The organism is Azoarcus sp. KH32C (genome assembly GCF_000349945.1).
Taxonomy (GTDB): domain Bacteria; phylum Pseudomonadota; class Gammaproteobacteria; order Burkholderiales; family Rhodocyclaceae; genus Aromatoleum.
Genome location: NC_020516.1, coordinates 3,304,649 through 3,321,006, shown reverse-complemented (window position 1 = coordinate 3,321,006; position 16,358 = coordinate 3,304,649). Strand labels below are relative to the sequence as shown.

The window sequence follows — 16,358 nt, the reverse complement described above, 5'->3', positions numbered from 1 at the left end:
CGTAGGCGGCGAAATTGCCGGGGGGTACAGGGTTGGATAAGATACCTTCTTTTGGATTCCCAGCCCACCCGACGCCTTGAGCGGATGTGGCGGCGCGGATGAGTTTCCCAGCGCGTCGATGGCGCGGTGCGGAGTGTCGATAATGCGAAAGAAAGGACGTACTGCGATGAGCGTCGAGCCCAAGCTACGGGTGGCTTCCCCTTTACCCGAAACGCATTCTGCGCCGGAAGCGGCGCGCGCCGGCGCCGTAGTCCGCAAGTCCGCAAAGCTCGCCAACGTCTGCTACGACATCCGCGGCCCGGTCCTGACGCGTGCCAAGCAGATGGAAGACGAGGGGCACAAGATCATGAAGCTGAACATCGGCAATCTTGCCGCGTTCGGCTTCGACGCGCCCGAAGAAATCCAGATGGACATGATCCGGAATCTGCCGAATTCGGCAGGTTATTCCGATTCGAAGGGCATTTTCGCCGCGCGCAAGGCGATCATGCACTACACCCAGCAGAAGCACATCAAGGGTGTGGATATCGAGGATATCTACATCGGCAACGGCGTGTCCGAGCTGATCGTGATGGCGATGAACGCGCTGCTCAATGCCGGCGACGAAGTGCTGGTGCCGGCGCCCGACTATCCGCTGTGGACCGCGGCGGTGAGCCTTTCCGGCGGCACGCCCGTGCACTACCTGTGCAACGAGGCCGAGGGCTGGCTGCCCGACCTCGAGGACATGCGTGCACGCATCACGCCGAATACGCGCGCGATCGTCGTCATCAACCCGAACAACCCGACCGGCGCGCTGTACCCGGACCACATCCTGCGCGGCATCGTCGAGATCGCGCGTGAGCATGGCCTGATCCTGTATGCCGACGAGGTCTACGACAAGGTGCTGTACGACGGCGAGAAGCACACCTCGCTCGCCTCGCTGTCTGAAGACGTCCTGACGATCGTGTTCAACGGCCTGTCGAAGAACTACCGTTCGTGCGGCTACCGTGCCGGCTGGATGGTCGTATGCGGCGACAAGCGCAATGCGCAGGACTACATCGAGGGACTGAACATGCTCGCCTCGATGCGCCTGTGCGCGAACGTCCCCGGCCAGTATGCGATCCAGACCGCGCTCGGCGGCTACCAGAGCATCGACGACCTCGTCAGTGAGGGCGGCCGGATGCGGCGCCAGCGCGATCTGGCGTACGAACTGATCACCGAGATCCCCGGCGTCAGCTGCGTGAAGCCGAAGGCGACGCTGTACATGTTCCCGCGGCTCGATCCGAAGGTCTATCCGATCGAGGACGACCAGGCCTTTATCGCAGAACTGCTGGAAGAGGAGCGCGTGCTGCTCGTGCAGGGCACCGGCTTCAACTGGCCGCATGCGGACCACTTCCGGCTGGTGTTCCTGCCGCACGAGGACGACCTGCGCGACGCGATCGGCCGTATCGCCCGCTTCCTCGAGCATTACCGAAAGCGTCATGGCACCTGAACGGTGCCCCGTTTCAACCACGTAGTCACTACTCAACGAGCTCTTATGAAAGCGATCAATGTTGGCCTGCTGGGCATTGGTACCGTCGGCGGCGGTACGTTCACCGTTCTGAAGCGCAACGAGGAAGAAATTACCCGTCGCGCCGGTCGCCCGATTCGGATTACCACCGTGGCCGACAAGAATCTGGAGCTCGCCCGCCGCATCGCCGGCGAGGGCGTCACGCTGACTGACGACGCGTTTTCGGTCGTGGCCGACCCGGAAATCGATATCGTCGTCGAACTGATTGGCGGCTACGGCGTCGCGCGCGAACTGGTGCTGAAGGCGATCGAGAACGGCAAGCACGTCGTCACCGCCAACAAGGCGCTGCTCGCCGTGCATGGCAACGAGATCTTCGCTGCCGCGCAGAAGAAGGGCGTGATGGTCGCATTTGAGGCCGCGGTCGCCGGCGGCATCCCCATCATCAAGGCGTTGCGCGAAGGCCTGTCCGCGAACCGCATCCAGTGGCTCGCCGGCATCATCAACGGCACGACGAACTTCATCCTGTCCGAAATGCGCGACAAGGGTCTGCCCTTTGCCGACGTGCTCAAGGAAGCGCAGGCGCTGGGCTATGCCGAAGCGGACCCGACCTTCGACATCGAAGGCGTGGATGCGGCGCACAAGGCGACGATCATGAGCGCGATCGCGTTCGGCGTGCCGATGCAGTTCGACGCTGCCTACGTCGAGGGCATCACCAAGCTCGAAGCCGAGGACATCACCTACGCCGAGCAACTGGGCTACCGCATCAAGCTGCTGGGTATCGCGAAGATGCGCGACAACGGCGTCGAACTGCGCGTGCACCCGACCCTGATCCCCGAGAAGCGCCTGATCGCCAACGTCGAAGGTGCGATGAACGCGGTCATGGTCTACGGCGACGCCGTCGGCACGACCCTCTACTACGGCAAGGGCGCCGGCGCCGAGCCGACCGCTTCGGCCGTGATCGCCGACCTCGTCGACGTTACCCGCCTGCACACCGCCGACCCCGAGCATCGCGTGCCGCACCTCGCGTTCCAGCCGGACCAGGTGCGCGACCTGAAGGTCCTGCCGATCGAGGAGGTCGAAACCTCCTACTACCTTCGCATGCGCGTCGACGACAAGCCGGGCGTGCTCGCGGACATCACGCGCATTCTCGCCGACAGCGACATCTCGATCGAGGCGCTGCTGCAGAAGGAAGCGGCCGAAGGTGCGTCTCAGACCGACATCATCATGCTGACGCATTCGACGCTGGAAAAGAACGCCAACGCCGCGATTGCGAGCATCGAGGCGCTTCCGGTGGTCGCCGGCAAGATCGTCCGTCTGCGCATGGAAGGCCTGCAGTAATCGTCATGCCTGACCGGGCGGCGCGCCGAGCTTCTCTGGCCGAACGCTGCCCGGCTTCCCCTTGGGGAATGTCCCCGCTCAGTTGAAGGAAGATTCCGTGAAGTACCTGTCGACCCGCGGCCATGCCGCTCGCCCCGAGTTTTGCGACATCCTGCTCGGTGGTCTCGCGCCCGACGGCGGCCTCTATCTGCCGGAAAGCTATCCGCAGATCTCGCGCGCCGAGCTCGATGCCTGGCGTGGGCTGTCCTATGCCGAGCTGTCCTTCGAGATCCTGTCGAAGTTCATCACCGACATTCCGCCGGCAGACCTCAAAGCGATCTGCGACAAGACCTACACCGCCGACGTCTACTGCTTCGCGCGTCCCGGCGACAATGCGGCCGACATCACGCCGGTGCATTGGCTGGAAAAGGGCCGCTTCGGGCTGCTGGAGCTTTCGAACGGCCCGACGCTGGCGTTCAAGGACATGGCCATGCAGTTGCTCGGCAACCTGTTCGAGTACGTCCTCGACAAGCGCGGCGAGCAGATCAACATCCTCGGCGCGACCTCCGGCGACACCGGCTCGGCGGCCGAATACGCGATGCGCGGCAAGCACGGCGTGCGCGTGTTCATGCTGTCGCCGCACGGCAAGATGAGCGCATTTCAGCGCGCGCAGATGTACTCGCTGCAGGACGAGAACATCTACAACATCGCCGTCACCGGCATGTTCGACGATGCGCAGGACATCGTGAAGGCGGTGTCGAACGACGCGGCGTTCAAGGCGAAGTACAAGATCGGCGCCGTCAATTCGATCAACTGGGCGCGCGTCGCGGCGCAGATCGTCTATTACTTCAAGGGCTATTTCGCCGGCACGAGCTCCAACGACCAGCAGATCGCGTTCTGCGTGCCCTCGGGCAACTTCGGCAACATCTGCGCCGGGCACATTGCGCGCCAGATGGGCTTGCCGATCTCGCGCCTGATCCTGGCGACGAACGAGAACGACGTGCTCGACGAATTCTTCCGTACCGGTGTGTATCGCCCGCGCAAGGCGGCCGAGACGCACGTAACGTCGAGCCCGTCGATGGACATCTCCAAGGCGTCGAACTTCGAACGCTTCATCTTCGATCTCGTCGGCCGCGATCCGGCCAAAGTCGCCGAGCTGTGGAAGTCCGTCGATGCTGGCGGCGCTTTCGACCTGTCGGGTTCTGCGGAGTTTTCGCGTCTCGACAACTTCGGCTTCACGTCCGGGCGTAGCTCGCATGCCGACCGTCTGGCGACCATCCGTCAGGTGTTCGAGCAGTACGGTGCGATGATCGATACGCACACTGCGGACGGTGTGAAGGTGGCATGGGATTGCGCCGGGAGCGTGCCGGCGGGGGTGCCGCTGCTGGTGCTTGAAACGGCCCTGCCGGTGAAGTTCGCCGAGACGATCCGCGAGGCCCTGGGACGCGAGCCGGAGCGGCCTGCACAGCTGGAAGGCATCGAGGCCTTGCCGCAGCGAGTCGAAGTGATGGCTCCGGACGTCGCCGCGGTGAAGCAGTTCGTCGTCCGGCACGTCGCCGGGTAAAGGTGAGGCGTCCAGCCGGACGCCTTTGTTTCCCGGTCCGACGCCCCCGTGGAGAAATCCCGGGGGCGTCTGCTTTTTGTAGAACCTGCGGCTTATTCCTCGATGTGGCGCAGAGAGAGATCCAGCGCCCGGACGTCCTTCGTGAGGCTGCCGATCGAGATACGGTTCACGCCGGTCTCGGCGATCGCGCGAACCTTTTCCAGATTCACGCCCCCGGAGGCTTCGAGTTCGGCGCGGCCCGCGGTCATTTCGACCGCCTTGCGCATTTGCTCGAGGCTCATGTTGTCGAGCAGGATCATCTTGGCGCCGGCGGCGAGTGCCTCTTCGAGTTCGTCGAGCGTTTCGACTTCGACTTCGATGAAGACATTTGACGGAGCGATCGCCCGTGCCTGTTCCATGACCTTGGCAATGCTGCCGGCGGCGATGATGTGGTTTTCCTTGATCAGGATGCCGTCATAGAGGCCAATTCGGTGGTTCGTGCCGCCGCCAACCGCGACCGCGTACTTTTGTGCGAGGCGCAGGCCGGGAAGGGTCTTGCGCGTGTCGACGATCTTCGCGCCCGTGCCCGCCACCGCATCGACGAAGCGCCGCGTCGCCGTCGCGGTACCCGACAGCAGCTGCAGGAAATTGAGCGCGGTACGCTCTGCGGTCAGCAGGATGCGCGCCGTTGCAACCACATCGCACAGTACCTGTCCGGCACTCACCCGCTCACCGTCGCGCACATGCCAGATGATCGTCGCAGACGGGCTGAGCGCGGCGAAGGTGGCGTCGAACCAGGCCGTACCGCAGATCACGGCCTCCTCGCGGGTGATGACGCGGCCGCGCGCGTCGGTCTCGGCCGGGATGAGGCGGGCGGTCAGGTCGCCCGTGCCGACGTCCTCGGCGAGTGAGCTTGCTACATTGCGCTGGATCTCGATGCGAAGTTGCTGGGAGAGTTTCATGAGGACGTGCCTGCGTCTGGCAAAAGTGGAATTTTAGCCGTTCGCTCCCGTCGTCGGGGCGAATCTGGCACGATTGCGCCGGTCATCGAGTTCCCCACGGACGGCCCCCGTTGAAGACCCGCGATTTCTCGGAAATGTTGATCCTCGCCGCCCTGTGGGGCGGTTCCTTCCTGTTCATGCGCATTGCGGCGCCGCTGTTCGGGCCGGTTCCGCTGATCGAGCTGCGTGTCGGACTGGCCGCCGCCGTGCTGCTGCCGGTGCTCGCGTGGCGCGGGCATACACGATTGCTGAAAGAGCGGGCCGGCGCGCTCCTGTTCGTCGGCCTGACGAATTCGGCACTGCCGTTTGTCCTGTACGCCTGGGCGTCCTTGTCGGTGACGGCGGGCTTCGCCTCGATCGTGAACGCCACTTCGCCGCTGTTCGCGGCACTCGTCGCCTGGCTGTGGCTGAAGGACAGGCTGTCGCCGACGTCCATGGTCGGCCTGCTGTTGGGACTTCTGGGCGTGGTCCTGCTGGTATGGGGTAAGGCATCGTTTCGTGCCGGCGGCTCGGGCTGGGCCGTGCTCGCCTGCCTTGCGGCAACGCTCAACTACGGGATCGCGGCGAATTTCACGAAGCGCTATCTGACCGGTGTCGATCCGATGGCGATCGCAACCGGCAGTCAGCTCTACGCAGCGTTGTTGCTTGCGCCCTTCGCCGTGTGGTTGTGGCCTGCGGGCCATCCCGGCCGCGAGGCGTGGCTGGCGGTGATCCTGTTGGCGGTGGGCTGCACCGGCATCGCCTACGTGCTGTATTTCAGGCTCATCGCCAACATCGGTCCGGCCCGCGCGATCGCCGTGACCTTCCTCATCCCGGTATTCGGCATGTTGTGGGGGGCTCTGCTTCTCGACGAGGTCGTCACCTCGAACATGATCGCCGGCTGCGCGGTCATCCTGGGGGGAACCGGACTTGCCACCGGTTTCCTGAAACTGCGACCGCGTACGCTGGGTGTCCGCTAAGTTGGAACGGTTAATTTTCTTCCTGGGGCGGGAAAGACGTGTTTCCGTCGCGGGGCCATTGTATCCTGTTACAAAGTAGCTCAAGGCGGAGGCGGGCGGTTTCGACCCTCGAACGCTTCAGAGAATTGGATGCAGCGGTGACGATATCGGATTTTCTTGGCAGGGTCCGGGCGCAAGTCGTCGGCGTCGCCGTGCGACGCGGAAGCTTGGCGCGCGTCGTGGCGCATCAGATGATCGTCTTCGTCGCCTTGTTGCTGATCGCGATCCAGCTGGTCATCTTCGTCGTCATCGATAAATCGATCCATGTCAATGCGCTGCGGAAGATCCATGAGGAGATCCAGGTCGGCGATCGGATATTCCTCCGCTTGCTGGAAGATCGCTCGCGACGCCTCGTCGATTCAGCGAGCATCCTGACCTCGGATTTCGCCTTCCGTCAGGCCTTGATGACCGGCGATAGCCCAACGGTCGCATCGGCGCTCGCCAATCACGGCGCGCGTATCAGTGCCGAAAAAATGATCCTGGTGGCCCCCGATCAGAAAGTGCTGGCCGACGCTTCGGCAGGCGTCGAGGCACACATCGGCAGGCCGTTCGCATTCCCCGAGCTGATTGCGGAGGCGGCCGAAAAGGGCAGCGCGTCCGCGATCAAGGCGCTGGACGGCGGCGTGTTCCAACTGGTCGTCGTCCCGGTGCTTGCCCCGGTTCCCGTGGCCTGGGCCGTGCTGGGGTTTCGCATCGATACCACCCTTGCCGGCGAACTCGGCCTGCTGACATCACTCGACGTATCGTTCGCGGCCTGGCGTCCGGGTAGCGGCTGGGAGATTGTCGGCAGCACGATGCCGTTTGCGCCGAGAGGGCGATTGCTGGGCGCATTGGCGCAATATCGGCCCGAGAGCCTGGCCGCGGGCTTGAGCGATCTCTCGGGCGAAGACTACGTCGTATCGGTATCTTCACTCGCGACGGGGCCGGAGGGCAATGTCGTAGCCATACTGCAGCGCTCGCTCGCGGATGCGGTCGCGCAATTCGCCTCACTGCGCGTGACCTTGTTAATCCTCGCGGGTCTCAGCCTGGCCGGGACGATTGTCGGAAGCCTGATGATCGCGCGCAGCATTTCGCGTCCGGTGACCGCGCTCGTCGCCTTTGCACGCCGGCTCGAACGCGGCGACTACGACCAGGGGCCGCCGGAGACGGGAGCCGACGAACTCGGGGAATTGGCCACGGCGTTCGACAACATGCGGCTAGCGATCTTTTCGCGCGAGCAACAGATCAAGGCGATGGCCTATCACGATGCGCTGACGGGGCTTCCGAACCGGGCGCTGTTCAACGATCGCCTGAACCAGGCAGTCGGTGTCGCACGGCGCCTGGGCCATCCGGTGAGCGTCATGCTGATCGACCTGAACCGCTTCAAAGAGGTCAACGACACCCTCGGGCATCACGTCGGCGATCTGCTGCTGCGGGAGGTTGCGACGCGCCTCCGAGGCGCGCTGCTGCGTGCGTCGGACACCGTTGCGCGGCTCGGCGGCGACGAATTTGCGGTGCTGCTGCCCGCGGCGACGAAGGAAATGGCGGAGGACGTGGCGCGCAGGATCCTCCTGTCGCTGGAGGATCCCGTGTCCTTCGAAGGCCGGATGCTCGACGTCGAAGGCAGTATCGGTTTCGCGTGTTTTCCGGAACACGCGGACGAAATGAACGTGCTCATGAGCCGGGCCGATGCCGCGATGTATTACGCCAAGCGGCGGCACCTCGGAGCCGCGTCGTTCGACGCCCGGCTCAAGATGGAGCCCGAAATCGACTCGCGGCTGTCCTTGTCCAGCGAACTGCGTCAGGCGATCGAGCGGAATGAATTCATGCTGCATTACCAGCCGCGGCTCGATCTGCAAGACCGGTCGGTACGACAGGTCGAGGCGCTGGTGCGGTGGCAGCATCCGACCCACGGCTTCGTGTTTCCTGCCGAGTTCATCCCCTTCGGCGAGCAGACGGGCTTTATCCGGGAAATCACATACTGGGTGATGAACCGCGTCTTTGCGGACGTCGTCCGCTGGCGCCAGCAGGGACTCGAGGTGACTGCCTCGATCAATTTTTCCGTACGCGATCTGTTGAATGCCGAAATCGGCGAGCACGTCCGGGAGCTATTGACGCGCCACGGGGCGGAGCCTTCATGGTTCGTGATCGAGATCACCGAGAGTTCGATCATGGACGACCCGGTACGCGCGCTCGAGACGGCCGCCGAGTTGAGAGCAATGGGTTTCCAGCTTTCGATCGACGATTTCGGGAGCGGTTATTCGTCCCTCGCGCTGATCAAGAAGCTTCCCATCGCGGAACTCAAGATCGATCGATCCTTCATCGCGAACATGGCGAGCGACAGGGACGACCTCATGATCGTGCGCTCGGTCATCGATCTCGCTCACAACATGGGGCTGCGTGTGGTGGGGGAGGGGGTCGAGTCTGCCGAGAGCCTCGCGCTGCTCGAGGAGCTGGGCTGCGACGTCGTGCAGGGCTACCATATCTTCAAGCCAGTCCCCTTCGCCGAAATCCAGGAGTGGTTTGCGCTCCGCGGGGCGGAAGGACAAGTGGCGGCACGGCAACCTGGGGCTGGGGAGGGCGTTACATGACAGGAGTCCGCTGGATCTTGATGCCGTTGCTGACGTCTGCAGCGTGCGTCGCGCAGGCAGGTTGGATCGACGAAGCCGAGCTCGAGCTGCGCTTCGACGACAATCTGCCACGGGGGCAGTTGAAGCGCGACATCAAGTCCGATATGGCCGTCGCCATAGCGGCCGAAGGCGGGCGCGGTTATCAGCTGACGGAGAACGGCCGGCTCACGCTGACCATGACGCTCTCCGCCACCGGCTACCGCCAGTACTCGGGTCTCGACCATGTCGACGCAGGCGTCGGACTGGCCTATCGCCATAAGTTCGGGCTCGGGCCGCTTGCGCCTGAGGCGCGGGCGTCGGTCTCGGCGACACGTCTCGAATACCGCGACGACGGGCGCGATGGCTGGCTGTATTCAGCTCAGCTCGGGATCGGCAAACGGATCACCGAACGGCTGGGGCTGACCGCAACCTACGAGTTCGAACGACGGAAGTCCGACGACGTCGCCGACCGGCTGCTTCCGACCGTCGCCGCCGATGTCTACGACCTGACCAGCCGCAACTTCACGCTCGGTGGCGACTACACCCTGAGTTCGGACTATGTGTTGTCCGCTGCCTATACGCTCCGGGACGGCGACATCGTCTCGACGACGCTGCGCAACCTGCCCATCTTCCTCGCTTCCAGCGCGATCGCCGAAGACCGTGTGTTCGGACGGAACCGGTATGCGTACAAGATGAAGGCGACCACGCGCGGCGCGAGTCTGGGCGTCAGCAGGGTGATCAATGACCACTCGTCCCTCACTCTCGGGTATGAATACATCGACAGCCGTGCCGAAGGCGGCATCGACTATCAGGCGAACATCGTTCGCGCCATTTACCTCCATCAGTTCTGAGGGCCATGAAGAGCAAATCGCGGATGAGTCGGTTACGGGCAGCCTGTTCTTGCATAGCACTGCTGTCGAGTCTCGGCGCGGGCGAGCTGCTTGCCGGCGATATCCAGGCGAATGTGCGGGACAAGGCCGGAAAGGGTGTCGCCAATGCGGTGGTCGTCGCACTGCCGGCGACTCCGACCCCAGGGACGACGGGCGGTCCGAGTGCGACGATGATCGTCGATCAGATCAACAAGGAATTCATCCCCTACGTGTTGCCGGTACTGGTCGGCAGCTCCGTCAATTTCCCGAACCGCGACAACATCCGCCACCACGTCTACTCGTTTTCGCCTGCCAAGACCTTCGAGTTGCCGCTCTATACCGGCACTCCGGCGACACCGGTCCTGTTCGACAAGCCCGGCGTCGTCATTCTCGGCTGCAATATCCACGACTGGATGATCGGCTACATCTACGTCTCCGAGAGTCCTTACTTCGCGAAGACGGGGGCTGATGGCAAGGCCGTGCTCACTGACCTTCCCCAGGGAGAATACGTGGTCCGCGCATGGCATCCGCGCCTGGAGGGGCGGGAGGAAGCGACCGAAAGGAAGCTGACCGTCGCCCGGTCGGGAGCGACTGAAACGGTCTGGGAAATCGGACTGCTGCCGGACCTGCGCATCCGGCGTGCTCCGATCCCCGGACAAAGCGGCTACCACTAACCTCGAACTACTTCTTGTTCCCTTCAACGAAGTAGTCGAGGCGGCCGCGCGGGGAGAGGTATTCCACGGTCTCGATCGGGAGCTTTGCCGGACTGAGCGCGGTTTCGACTTTGAGGTCCGCGTCTCGCAGATCAACAAGCAAAGCCTCGGAGCGGGGGATCCCGGCGTCGTAAAGCATCACCAGTGGATGGAGGAGATCGGAGGGGTTGGTTTCGACGACCATGCCGATGCTGCCGTTCGAGAGCGACACGAAGGTCCCGGGCGGATAGACCCCCAGCGTCTTGATGAACAACTGGACCATCGTCGCATCGTAGCGGCCGCTTTCGGTGCGGAACATCTGCCGCAAGGCTTCGGCCGGAGCCTTCGCTTCCTTGAGCTCGAAGGGATTGCACAGGTTGTCATATCGATCGGCGATTGCGGCGATTCGAGCGAGTTTCGGGATCTTCTCGCCAGCGATGCGGTTCGGGAATCCCGAGCCGTCGAAGTGCTCATGATGGCAGGCGATCACGTTGCGGACGGACACCGGCAATTCGCGCATGCCGCTCAGGGCCTTGATGCCATAGCCGACGTGGGCGCGATAGAACTCCTCTTCGGGCCCGGTTCGCTTCGTCGCTCGAAGGATTCGGGGCGGAATGTCCTGCTTGCCGATATCGTGGAGGAGAGCGCCCAGGCCGAGGTGCTGCATCTCCTCCTCGGAAAGCTTCAGCGTCTTGCCGAGCATCAGCGACAGCGCCATGACGTTGAGCGCGTGGAAGGCGAGTCCGCCCTCGCGGCTCTTCTGGCTCACGAGGTGGATGACCATGCTGTCGGCGCCCATCAGGTTCTGCACCAGTCCTCCGACCAATGCCGTGGCGTGCCGATGGGCATCCTGAGGCCGGGCGAGCACCGAGCGGAAGATGTCGCTCGCCGCGACGGCCTGCTGCTCGAACAGCCGTTCGCGCCGCGCCAAGCCTTCGCGCTGCTGGCGCACGCGTTCGAGGCGCGCCCGCTTCTGATCCTGCATGTCCGCGAGTGCAGCGTTGCCGAAATCCTCTTCCGGCGGGGCGACGCCACCCGCCGGTTGTTCGGGCAGCGGCTCAGCGGTGCTGCGAGCGGGATCCCATTCCACTTCGGCAATACCCATCTCCCGCAAGGCGTGGACCTGTTGCAGGCTCGAGAGGCAGAAACGGTTCAGCAGGAACGGGTGTCCCATCCATCCGAGTTCGGACAGCGATACAAAGACGCCCGGCTGTAGGCGATCGACGCTGATTCGCGGCATGACTCTGTTACATATTCTGTTCCGGCAAGTCTAGCAGAGAGCGGCGGCGCGGACCGCATTGCATTCGCATGCATTCGAGGCGGTGCAGTCCGGCATGAGCGGCCTCATTCGAAATTCAACGCATCTTTGCCGCCTGCGCAATCCAGCCGTTAAAGACGCCGCGTGAGGCTTCGATGACTTCGCCGGCCGTCAGCCCGATCGGGCCGATACCCTCGCGCGCGAGCCGATCGGCCGCGGCTCCATGCAGATGGACGCCGGCGATCAATGCCGACTCCGGATGCCAGCCCTGGGCGACGAGACTCGCGATCAAGCCGGTCAGCACGTCACCCATGCCGGCGCTTGCCATGCCGGGATGTCCGGTACTGTTGATCAGCCAGCGCCCGTCGGGATTCGTCAGCACGCTGCCGCTTCCCTTCAGTACGACGAGCGCGCGATAAGTGCGGGCCAGCGTCAGGGCGCTGGCGACACGGTCGGCTTGGACGCTGGCGGTATCCGTGCCGAGCAGGCGTCCGGCTTCGCCGGGATGGGGCGTCATCAGCGTCAATGCCGTACGGGTCGCGACCTGCGACCGGAGCTGTGGGGAGGCGGCAACGAGATTGAGCGCATCGGCATCGAGAATGAGCGGCTTGTCGCTATGGATCGCACGTTCGAGGATCGAAATCGCCTCCTCGCTGTTGCCAAGCCCCGGGCCGACGGCAAGGACTGACGCGTACGCGAGAATGTCGTCCGGCTTTTGCAGCATCAATTCCGGCTGACTGAAATCGACGCTGGGCGCACGTTCGTCGACCATGCCGACGAGCACGCGACCGCAGCCCAGCTTGAGAGCCGCGCGGCCTGCCAGCAGGGCGGCCCCGATCATGCCGCTCGCGCCGCCGATGATTCCCACGTCGCCGTAGGTTCCCTTGTGCGTATTCTGCAGACGCGGCCGCATGAACTGGCGGACCAAGGCTGGCTGAGTCTGCAGCCCCATCGGCGGAAGCCAGGCGGGAGGATCGATGTCGAGGCGGTGAACATGAACGACACCCGAGATGTCGGGGCCGTCGAGCGTGAGAAGTCCGGGTTTCAGTGCGAGGAACGTGAGCGTCGCGGTGGCGCGAAACACGCTGCCGAGAATCCGGCCCGTATCGGCGTCGAGTCCGCTCGGAGTGTCGATCGCGAGCCGTGGCGCCGGTTGCGCATTCAGATTGGCGATCCACTCCGCGTAGCGGCCTTCGACCGGGCGCCGCAGTCCGATGCCGAACAGCGCGTCCACCACCAGAGCCCAACCATTGGCGGGGGCCGCAGGAAAATCCGATACCGTCTCCCCGCCGGCGGCTCGCCAGGCGGCAAGCGCTGCCGCGGCGTCGGGCGGGAGTTTGGCCGCATCGCCCGCGAAGGCGACGGTCACGGGGCGCCCGGCCTGCAGCAGCCGCCGCGCCATGACGAAGCCGTCGCCGCCGTTATTCCCCGGCCCGCAGGCGATCAGCGTGTGGCCCGCCCGGTCTTGGGTCAGGCGGACCGCCTCCTCGGCCGATGCCCGGCCCGCACGCTCCATCAGGGTGGGTTGGGCGTGCGGCGCCACGAGGGCTTCGATGGTGCGAATTCCCGCCACCGGGTAGATCGGCTGGGCTTGAGGAAACATCATTTCTCCGGATCGCATGATGTCCGGATTTTACGCGCCAGACGGTGACTTTTTGGCGACTTCTGCAGCAGATTGACTTTCCTCGGGCACAAAACCCGAAAGGAAGGTGTGGCGGGGCCGGCAGAGGCCAGCTGCGCTGCCTCTGCCGTCGACACTCAGTTGTCGGAATTGCCGCGCCGCTTTTCGATGCGCGTCTCCTGGACCAACTCGATCGTGCCGTCTTCGCGCTGCGTGTCGAGCCTCACAGTGAAGCCCCAGAGCCGCGCAAGGTGCTTCATCACTTCGTCGATCGGCCCGCCCAAGGGGCGCTTGCGATACTGCTGATGGCGCAAGGTCAGGGACCGATCCCCGCGCAGATCGACGTTCCACACTTGAATATTGGGCTCACGCGTTCCCAAGTTGTATTGGTCGGAGAGGATTTCGCGGACGCGCCGGTAACCGGACTCGTCATGGATCGCCGAAACCTTCAGCTTTGGGTCCTGCTCGTCGTCGAGGATCGAGAACATCCGGAAATCGCGCATGATCTTCGGCGACAGGTACTGCGCGACGAAGCTCTCGTCCTTGAAGTTCTTCATCGCGAAATCGAAGGTCTCGCGCCAGTCGCTGCCGGCGATGTCGGGGAACCAGGCGCGGTCTTCCTCCGTCGGGTTTTCGCAGATGCGCTTGATGTCCTGCCACATTGCGAAGCCGAGCGCGTAGGGATTGATGCCGTTGTACCAGCGCTCGTTGTACGCGGGCTGGTAGACCACGTTGGTGTGCGACTGCAGGAATTCCAGCATGAAGCTGTCGGCGAGCAGGCCTTCGTCGTACAGTTGATTGATTAGCGTGTAGTGCCAGAAACAGGCCCAGCCCTCGTTCATCACCTGGGTCTGGCGTTGCGGGAAGAAATACTGCGCGACCTTGCGCACGATGCGCACGACCTCCCGTTGCCAGGGTTCGAGCAGCGGCGCGTGCTTCTCGATGAAATAGAGCAGGTTCTCTTCAGGTTCGGCTGGAAAGCGGACCGCCGGTGCCCGGTCGGGCTTGCTCTCGTGGACGGGCAGTGTGCGCCAGAGTTCATTCACCTGGCTCTGCAGGTACTCCGCGCGCTCGGCTTGGCGCTGCTTCTCCTTCGCCAGCGAGAGCTTGGGTGGACGCTTGTAGCGATCGACGCCCAGGTTCATCAACGCGTGGCAGGAGTCGAGCAGCAATTCGACTTCCTCCTCGCCATACCGCTGCTCGCATTCTGCGATGTAGTTCCGCGCGAAGATCAGGTAATCGACGATCGCATCGGCGTTGGTCCATGTGCGGAAGAGGTAATTGCCCTTGAAGAAGCTGTTGTGGCCGTATGCCGCATGCGCTATGACCAGCGCCTGCATCATCAGCGTGTTCTCCTCCATCAGATAGGCGATGCACGGGTTCGAGTTGATGACGATCTCGTACGCCAGCCCCATCTGTCCGCGTTTGTAGCTCTTTTCGGTAGACAGGAAATGCTTGCCGAAGGACCAGTGGTGGTAATTGACAGGCATGCCGACCGACGCGTAGGCGTCCATCATCTGCTCGGCAGTGATGATCTCGATCTGCGGCGGATAGACATCCAGCCCAAACTCCTCGGCGACCCGCGCAATCTCCTTGTGGTAGGCGGTGATCGCGTCGAAGGTCCATTCCGACGTGGCCGGCAGATCCCGCTGCTTCTTCCTGACCGATGTACGCTTCATACGAGGTTCTTCTTGAAGAGTTCACGAAATACCGGATAGATGTCAGCCGGCTCCTCGATTCTCTGCATGGCGAAGTTCTTGTGCTGGCCTTGCAGTTTCTCGTATTCGCGCCAGAGGTTCTGCGGTTCGCCCGGCGTGATCTCGATGTAGGCGAAATACTGGCAGAAAGGGAGGATTCCCGATCCCAGCAGATCGCGGCACACGGGCGAGTCGTTGTCCCAGTTGTCGCCGTCCGAGGCCTGGGCGCCGTAGACGTTCCAGTTGCTGCCCGCGTAACGCTCGGCAATGATGTCGTGCATCATCTTCAGGGCGCTGGAGACGACCGTACCGCCCGATTCGCGCGAGTGGAAGAATTCGTCCTCATCGACTTCCTTCGCCACCGTGTGGTGGCGGATGAAGACCACATCGATGTGCTCGTAGGTCCGGTTCAGGAAGAGGTAGAGCAGCATGAAGAAGCGCTTTGCGGTCGCCTTCTTTTCCTCGTCCATCGATCCTGATACGTCCATCACGCAGAACATCACGGCCTGCGTACTGGGCTTCGGCACCCGGATGCGGTTGTTGTAGCGCAGGTCGAAACTGTCGATGAAGGGGATCGCCTCGATCTTGGCGCGCACCTTTGCGATTTCATCCCGCAGCGTCCGCGCTTCGTCGCTGTCTTCGCCGAAGCGTTCGACCGCCTCGTCGAGTTCCCGCAGCAATTCGCGCAGGCGCGCCGAAAATGGCGACCCAAGCGCCAGGCGCCGACCCAGTGCGCCGCGCATCGAGCGCACGATGTTGATGTTCATCGGCGACCCGTCGGACGTGAAGCCGGCCCGTTGCGTCTTGTAGTCCGAGATCCGCGCGAGCTGCGTACGGACGAGGTTCGGCAGCGCGAGATCGTCGAAGAAGATGTCGAGGAATTCCTCGCGCGACAGGTGAAAGACGAAGTCGTCCTCGCCTTCGCCCTCGTTGCTCGCCTTGCCCTGTCCGCGGCCGCCGCTGCCTCCCATCGGGCGGTTGATCAGGTCGCCGCTCGCGAACTGGTCGTTGCCGGAAAACACCTGTTCCCAGACGCCGCCGCGCCCCTGCTGGAACTGCGGTTCGTTCAGATCCTTCGACGGGATCGAGATCTGTTCGCCATTGTCGAGGTCGCGGATCGAACGCTCGTGAATCGCGTCATTCACTGCACGACGAATCTGCTGCTTGAACCGACGCATGAAGCGCTGACGGTTTACTGCGCTCTTCTTCTTGCTATCGAAACGCCGATCGATGATGCGCGTCATGACACCCTCCGGATTCGCGGGCAGGGACGGGCAGGGCCTCCCGC

Annotated in this window: 12 protein-coding genes; 7 read left to right on the top strand and 5 right to left on the bottom strand. The window is 63.5% G+C overall.

Translation table 11 applies throughout. The features are described from left to right. Positions 1-166 precede the first annotated feature (166 nt). The 3 genes from AZKH_RS14625 (at position 167) to thrC (ending at position 4,367) form a co-directional block, all read left to right on the top strand. Positions 167-1,468 carry a pyridoxal phosphate-dependent aminotransferase gene (locus AZKH_RS14625; protein WP_015436561.1) on the top strand — a complete coding sequence of 434 codons (1,302 nt, stop codon included), beginning with the start codon at positions 167-169 and terminating at the stop codon, positions 1,466-1,468. A 45-nt stretch (positions 1,469-1,513) separates the two neighbouring features. Further along, positions 1,514-2,824: a homoserine dehydrogenase gene (locus AZKH_RS14620; RefSeq protein ID WP_015436560.1), complete on the top strand. Its 1,311-nt coding sequence runs from the start codon at positions 1,514-1,516 to the stop codon at positions 2,822-2,824. A 97-nt stretch (positions 2,825-2,921) separates the two neighbouring features. After that, the gene (thrC, locus tag AZKH_RS14615) at positions 2,922-4,367 is read left to right on the top strand and encodes a threonine synthase (protein ID WP_015436559.1); all 1,446 of its coding nucleotides are present in this window, start codon (positions 2,922-2,924) and stop codon (positions 4,365-4,367) included. A 92-nt stretch (positions 4,368-4,459) separates the two neighbouring features. Here thrC and nadC read toward each other — a convergent pair whose 3' ends face one another. Next, positions 4,460-5,308, bottom strand: a complete 849-nt coding sequence (nadC, locus tag AZKH_RS14610) for a carboxylating nicotinate-nucleotide diphosphorylase (protein ID WP_015436558.1) — start codon at positions 5,306-5,308, stop codon at positions 4,460-4,462. 110 nt (positions 5,309-5,418) lie between these two features. Here nadC and AZKH_RS14605 point away from each other — a divergent pair, with 110 nt between their 5' ends. The 4 genes from AZKH_RS14605 to AZKH_RS14590 all read left to right on the top strand — a co-directional run bounded on the left by AZKH_RS14605 (position 5,419) and on the right by AZKH_RS14590 (position 10,476). Further along, positions 5,419-6,306: a DMT family transporter gene (locus AZKH_RS14605; RefSeq protein WP_015436557.1), complete on the top strand. Its 888-nt coding sequence runs from the start codon at positions 5,419-5,421 to the stop codon at positions 6,304-6,306. A gap of 191 nt (positions 6,307-6,497) precedes the next feature. Next, positions 6,498-8,915 carry an EAL domain-containing protein gene (locus AZKH_RS14600; RefSeq protein ID WP_231874415.1) on the top strand — a complete coding sequence of 806 codons (2,418 nt, stop codon included), beginning with the start codon at positions 6,498-6,500 and terminating at the stop codon, positions 8,913-8,915. Further along, the gene (locus AZKH_RS14595) at positions 8,912-9,784 is read left to right on the top strand and encodes a hypothetical protein (RefSeq protein ID WP_156822116.1); all 873 of its coding nucleotides are present in this window, start codon (positions 8,912-8,914) and stop codon (positions 9,782-9,784) included. Before AZKH_RS14600 ends, AZKH_RS14595 begins: the two co-directional genes overlap by 4 nt. Before the next feature lie 23 nt (positions 9,785-9,807). Continuing rightward, positions 9,808-10,476, top strand: coding sequence for a hypothetical protein (locus AZKH_RS14590; RefSeq protein ID WP_156822115.1), 669 nt, complete (start codon positions 9,808-9,810; stop codon positions 10,474-10,476). Positions 10,477-10,483: 7 nt separating this feature from the next. On the opposite strand, the gene AZKH_RS14585 is transcribed toward AZKH_RS14590, so the two are convergent. The 4 genes from AZKH_RS14585 to AZKH_RS14570 form a co-directional block, all read right to left on the bottom strand. Then, entirely contained in the window at positions 10,484-11,734 is a 1,251-nt protein-coding gene (locus AZKH_RS14585) for an HD-GYP domain-containing protein (protein ID WP_015436552.1), read from the bottom strand. 115 nt (positions 11,735-11,849) lie between these two features. Beyond that, positions 11,850-13,355, bottom strand: coding sequence for a bifunctional ADP-dependent NAD(P)H-hydrate dehydratase/NAD(P)H-hydrate epimerase (locus tag AZKH_RS14580; RefSeq protein WP_041657363.1), 1,506 nt, complete (start codon positions 13,353-13,355; stop codon positions 11,850-11,852). Positions 13,356-13,510: 155 nt separating this feature from the next. Then, positions 13,511-15,052 carry a SpoVR family protein gene (locus AZKH_RS14575; protein WP_015436550.1) on the bottom strand — a complete coding sequence of 514 codons (1,542 nt, stop codon included), beginning with the start codon at positions 15,050-15,052 and terminating at the stop codon, positions 13,511-13,513. Continuing rightward, positions 15,049-16,314 (bottom strand): YeaH/YhbH family protein, encoded by a 1,266-nt coding sequence (locus tag AZKH_RS14570; protein WP_015436549.1) that lies wholly within the window; start codon positions 16,312-16,314, stop codon positions 15,049-15,051. Before AZKH_RS14570 ends, AZKH_RS14575 begins: the two co-directional genes overlap by 4 nt. Between the last annotated feature and the right edge of the window lie 44 nt (positions 16,315-16,358).

What these genes read in the sequence shown, in the direction of transcription:
- AZKH_RS14595 (WP_156822116.1), top strand. Translation starts at nt 8,912, where the DNA reads ATGACAGGAGTCCGCTGGATCTTGATGCCGTTGCTGACGTCTGCAGCG.
- AZKH_RS14625 (WP_015436561.1), top strand. Translation starts at nt 167, where the DNA reads ATGAGCGTCGAGCCCAAGCTACGGGTGGCTTCCCCTTTACCCGAAACG.
- AZKH_RS14570 (WP_015436549.1), bottom strand. Translation starts at nt 16,314, where the DNA reads ATGACGCGCATCATCGATCGGCGTTTCGATAGCAAGAAGAAGAGCGCA.
- AZKH_RS14620 (WP_015436560.1), top strand. Translation starts at nt 1,514, where the DNA reads ATGAAAGCGATCAATGTTGGCCTGCTGGGCATTGGTACCGTCGGCGGC.
- AZKH_RS14575 (WP_015436550.1), bottom strand. Translation starts at nt 15,052, where the DNA reads ATGAAGCGTACATCGGTCAGGAAGAAGCAGCGGGATCTGCCGGCCACG.
- AZKH_RS14590 (WP_156822115.1), top strand. Translation starts at nt 9,808, where the DNA reads ATGAGTCGGTTACGGGCAGCCTGTTCTTGCATAGCACTGCTGTCGAGT.
- nadC (WP_015436558.1), bottom strand. Translation starts at nt 5,308, where the DNA reads ATGAAACTCTCCCAGCAACTTCGCATCGAGATCCAGCGCAATGTAGCA.
- AZKH_RS14585 (WP_015436552.1), bottom strand. Translation starts at nt 11,734, where the DNA reads ATGCCGCGAATCAGCGTCGATCGCCTACAGCCGGGCGTCTTTGTATCG.
- AZKH_RS14580 (WP_041657363.1), bottom strand. Translation starts at nt 13,355, where the DNA reads ATGTTTCCTCAAGCCCAGCCGATCTACCCGGTGGCGGGAATTCGCACC.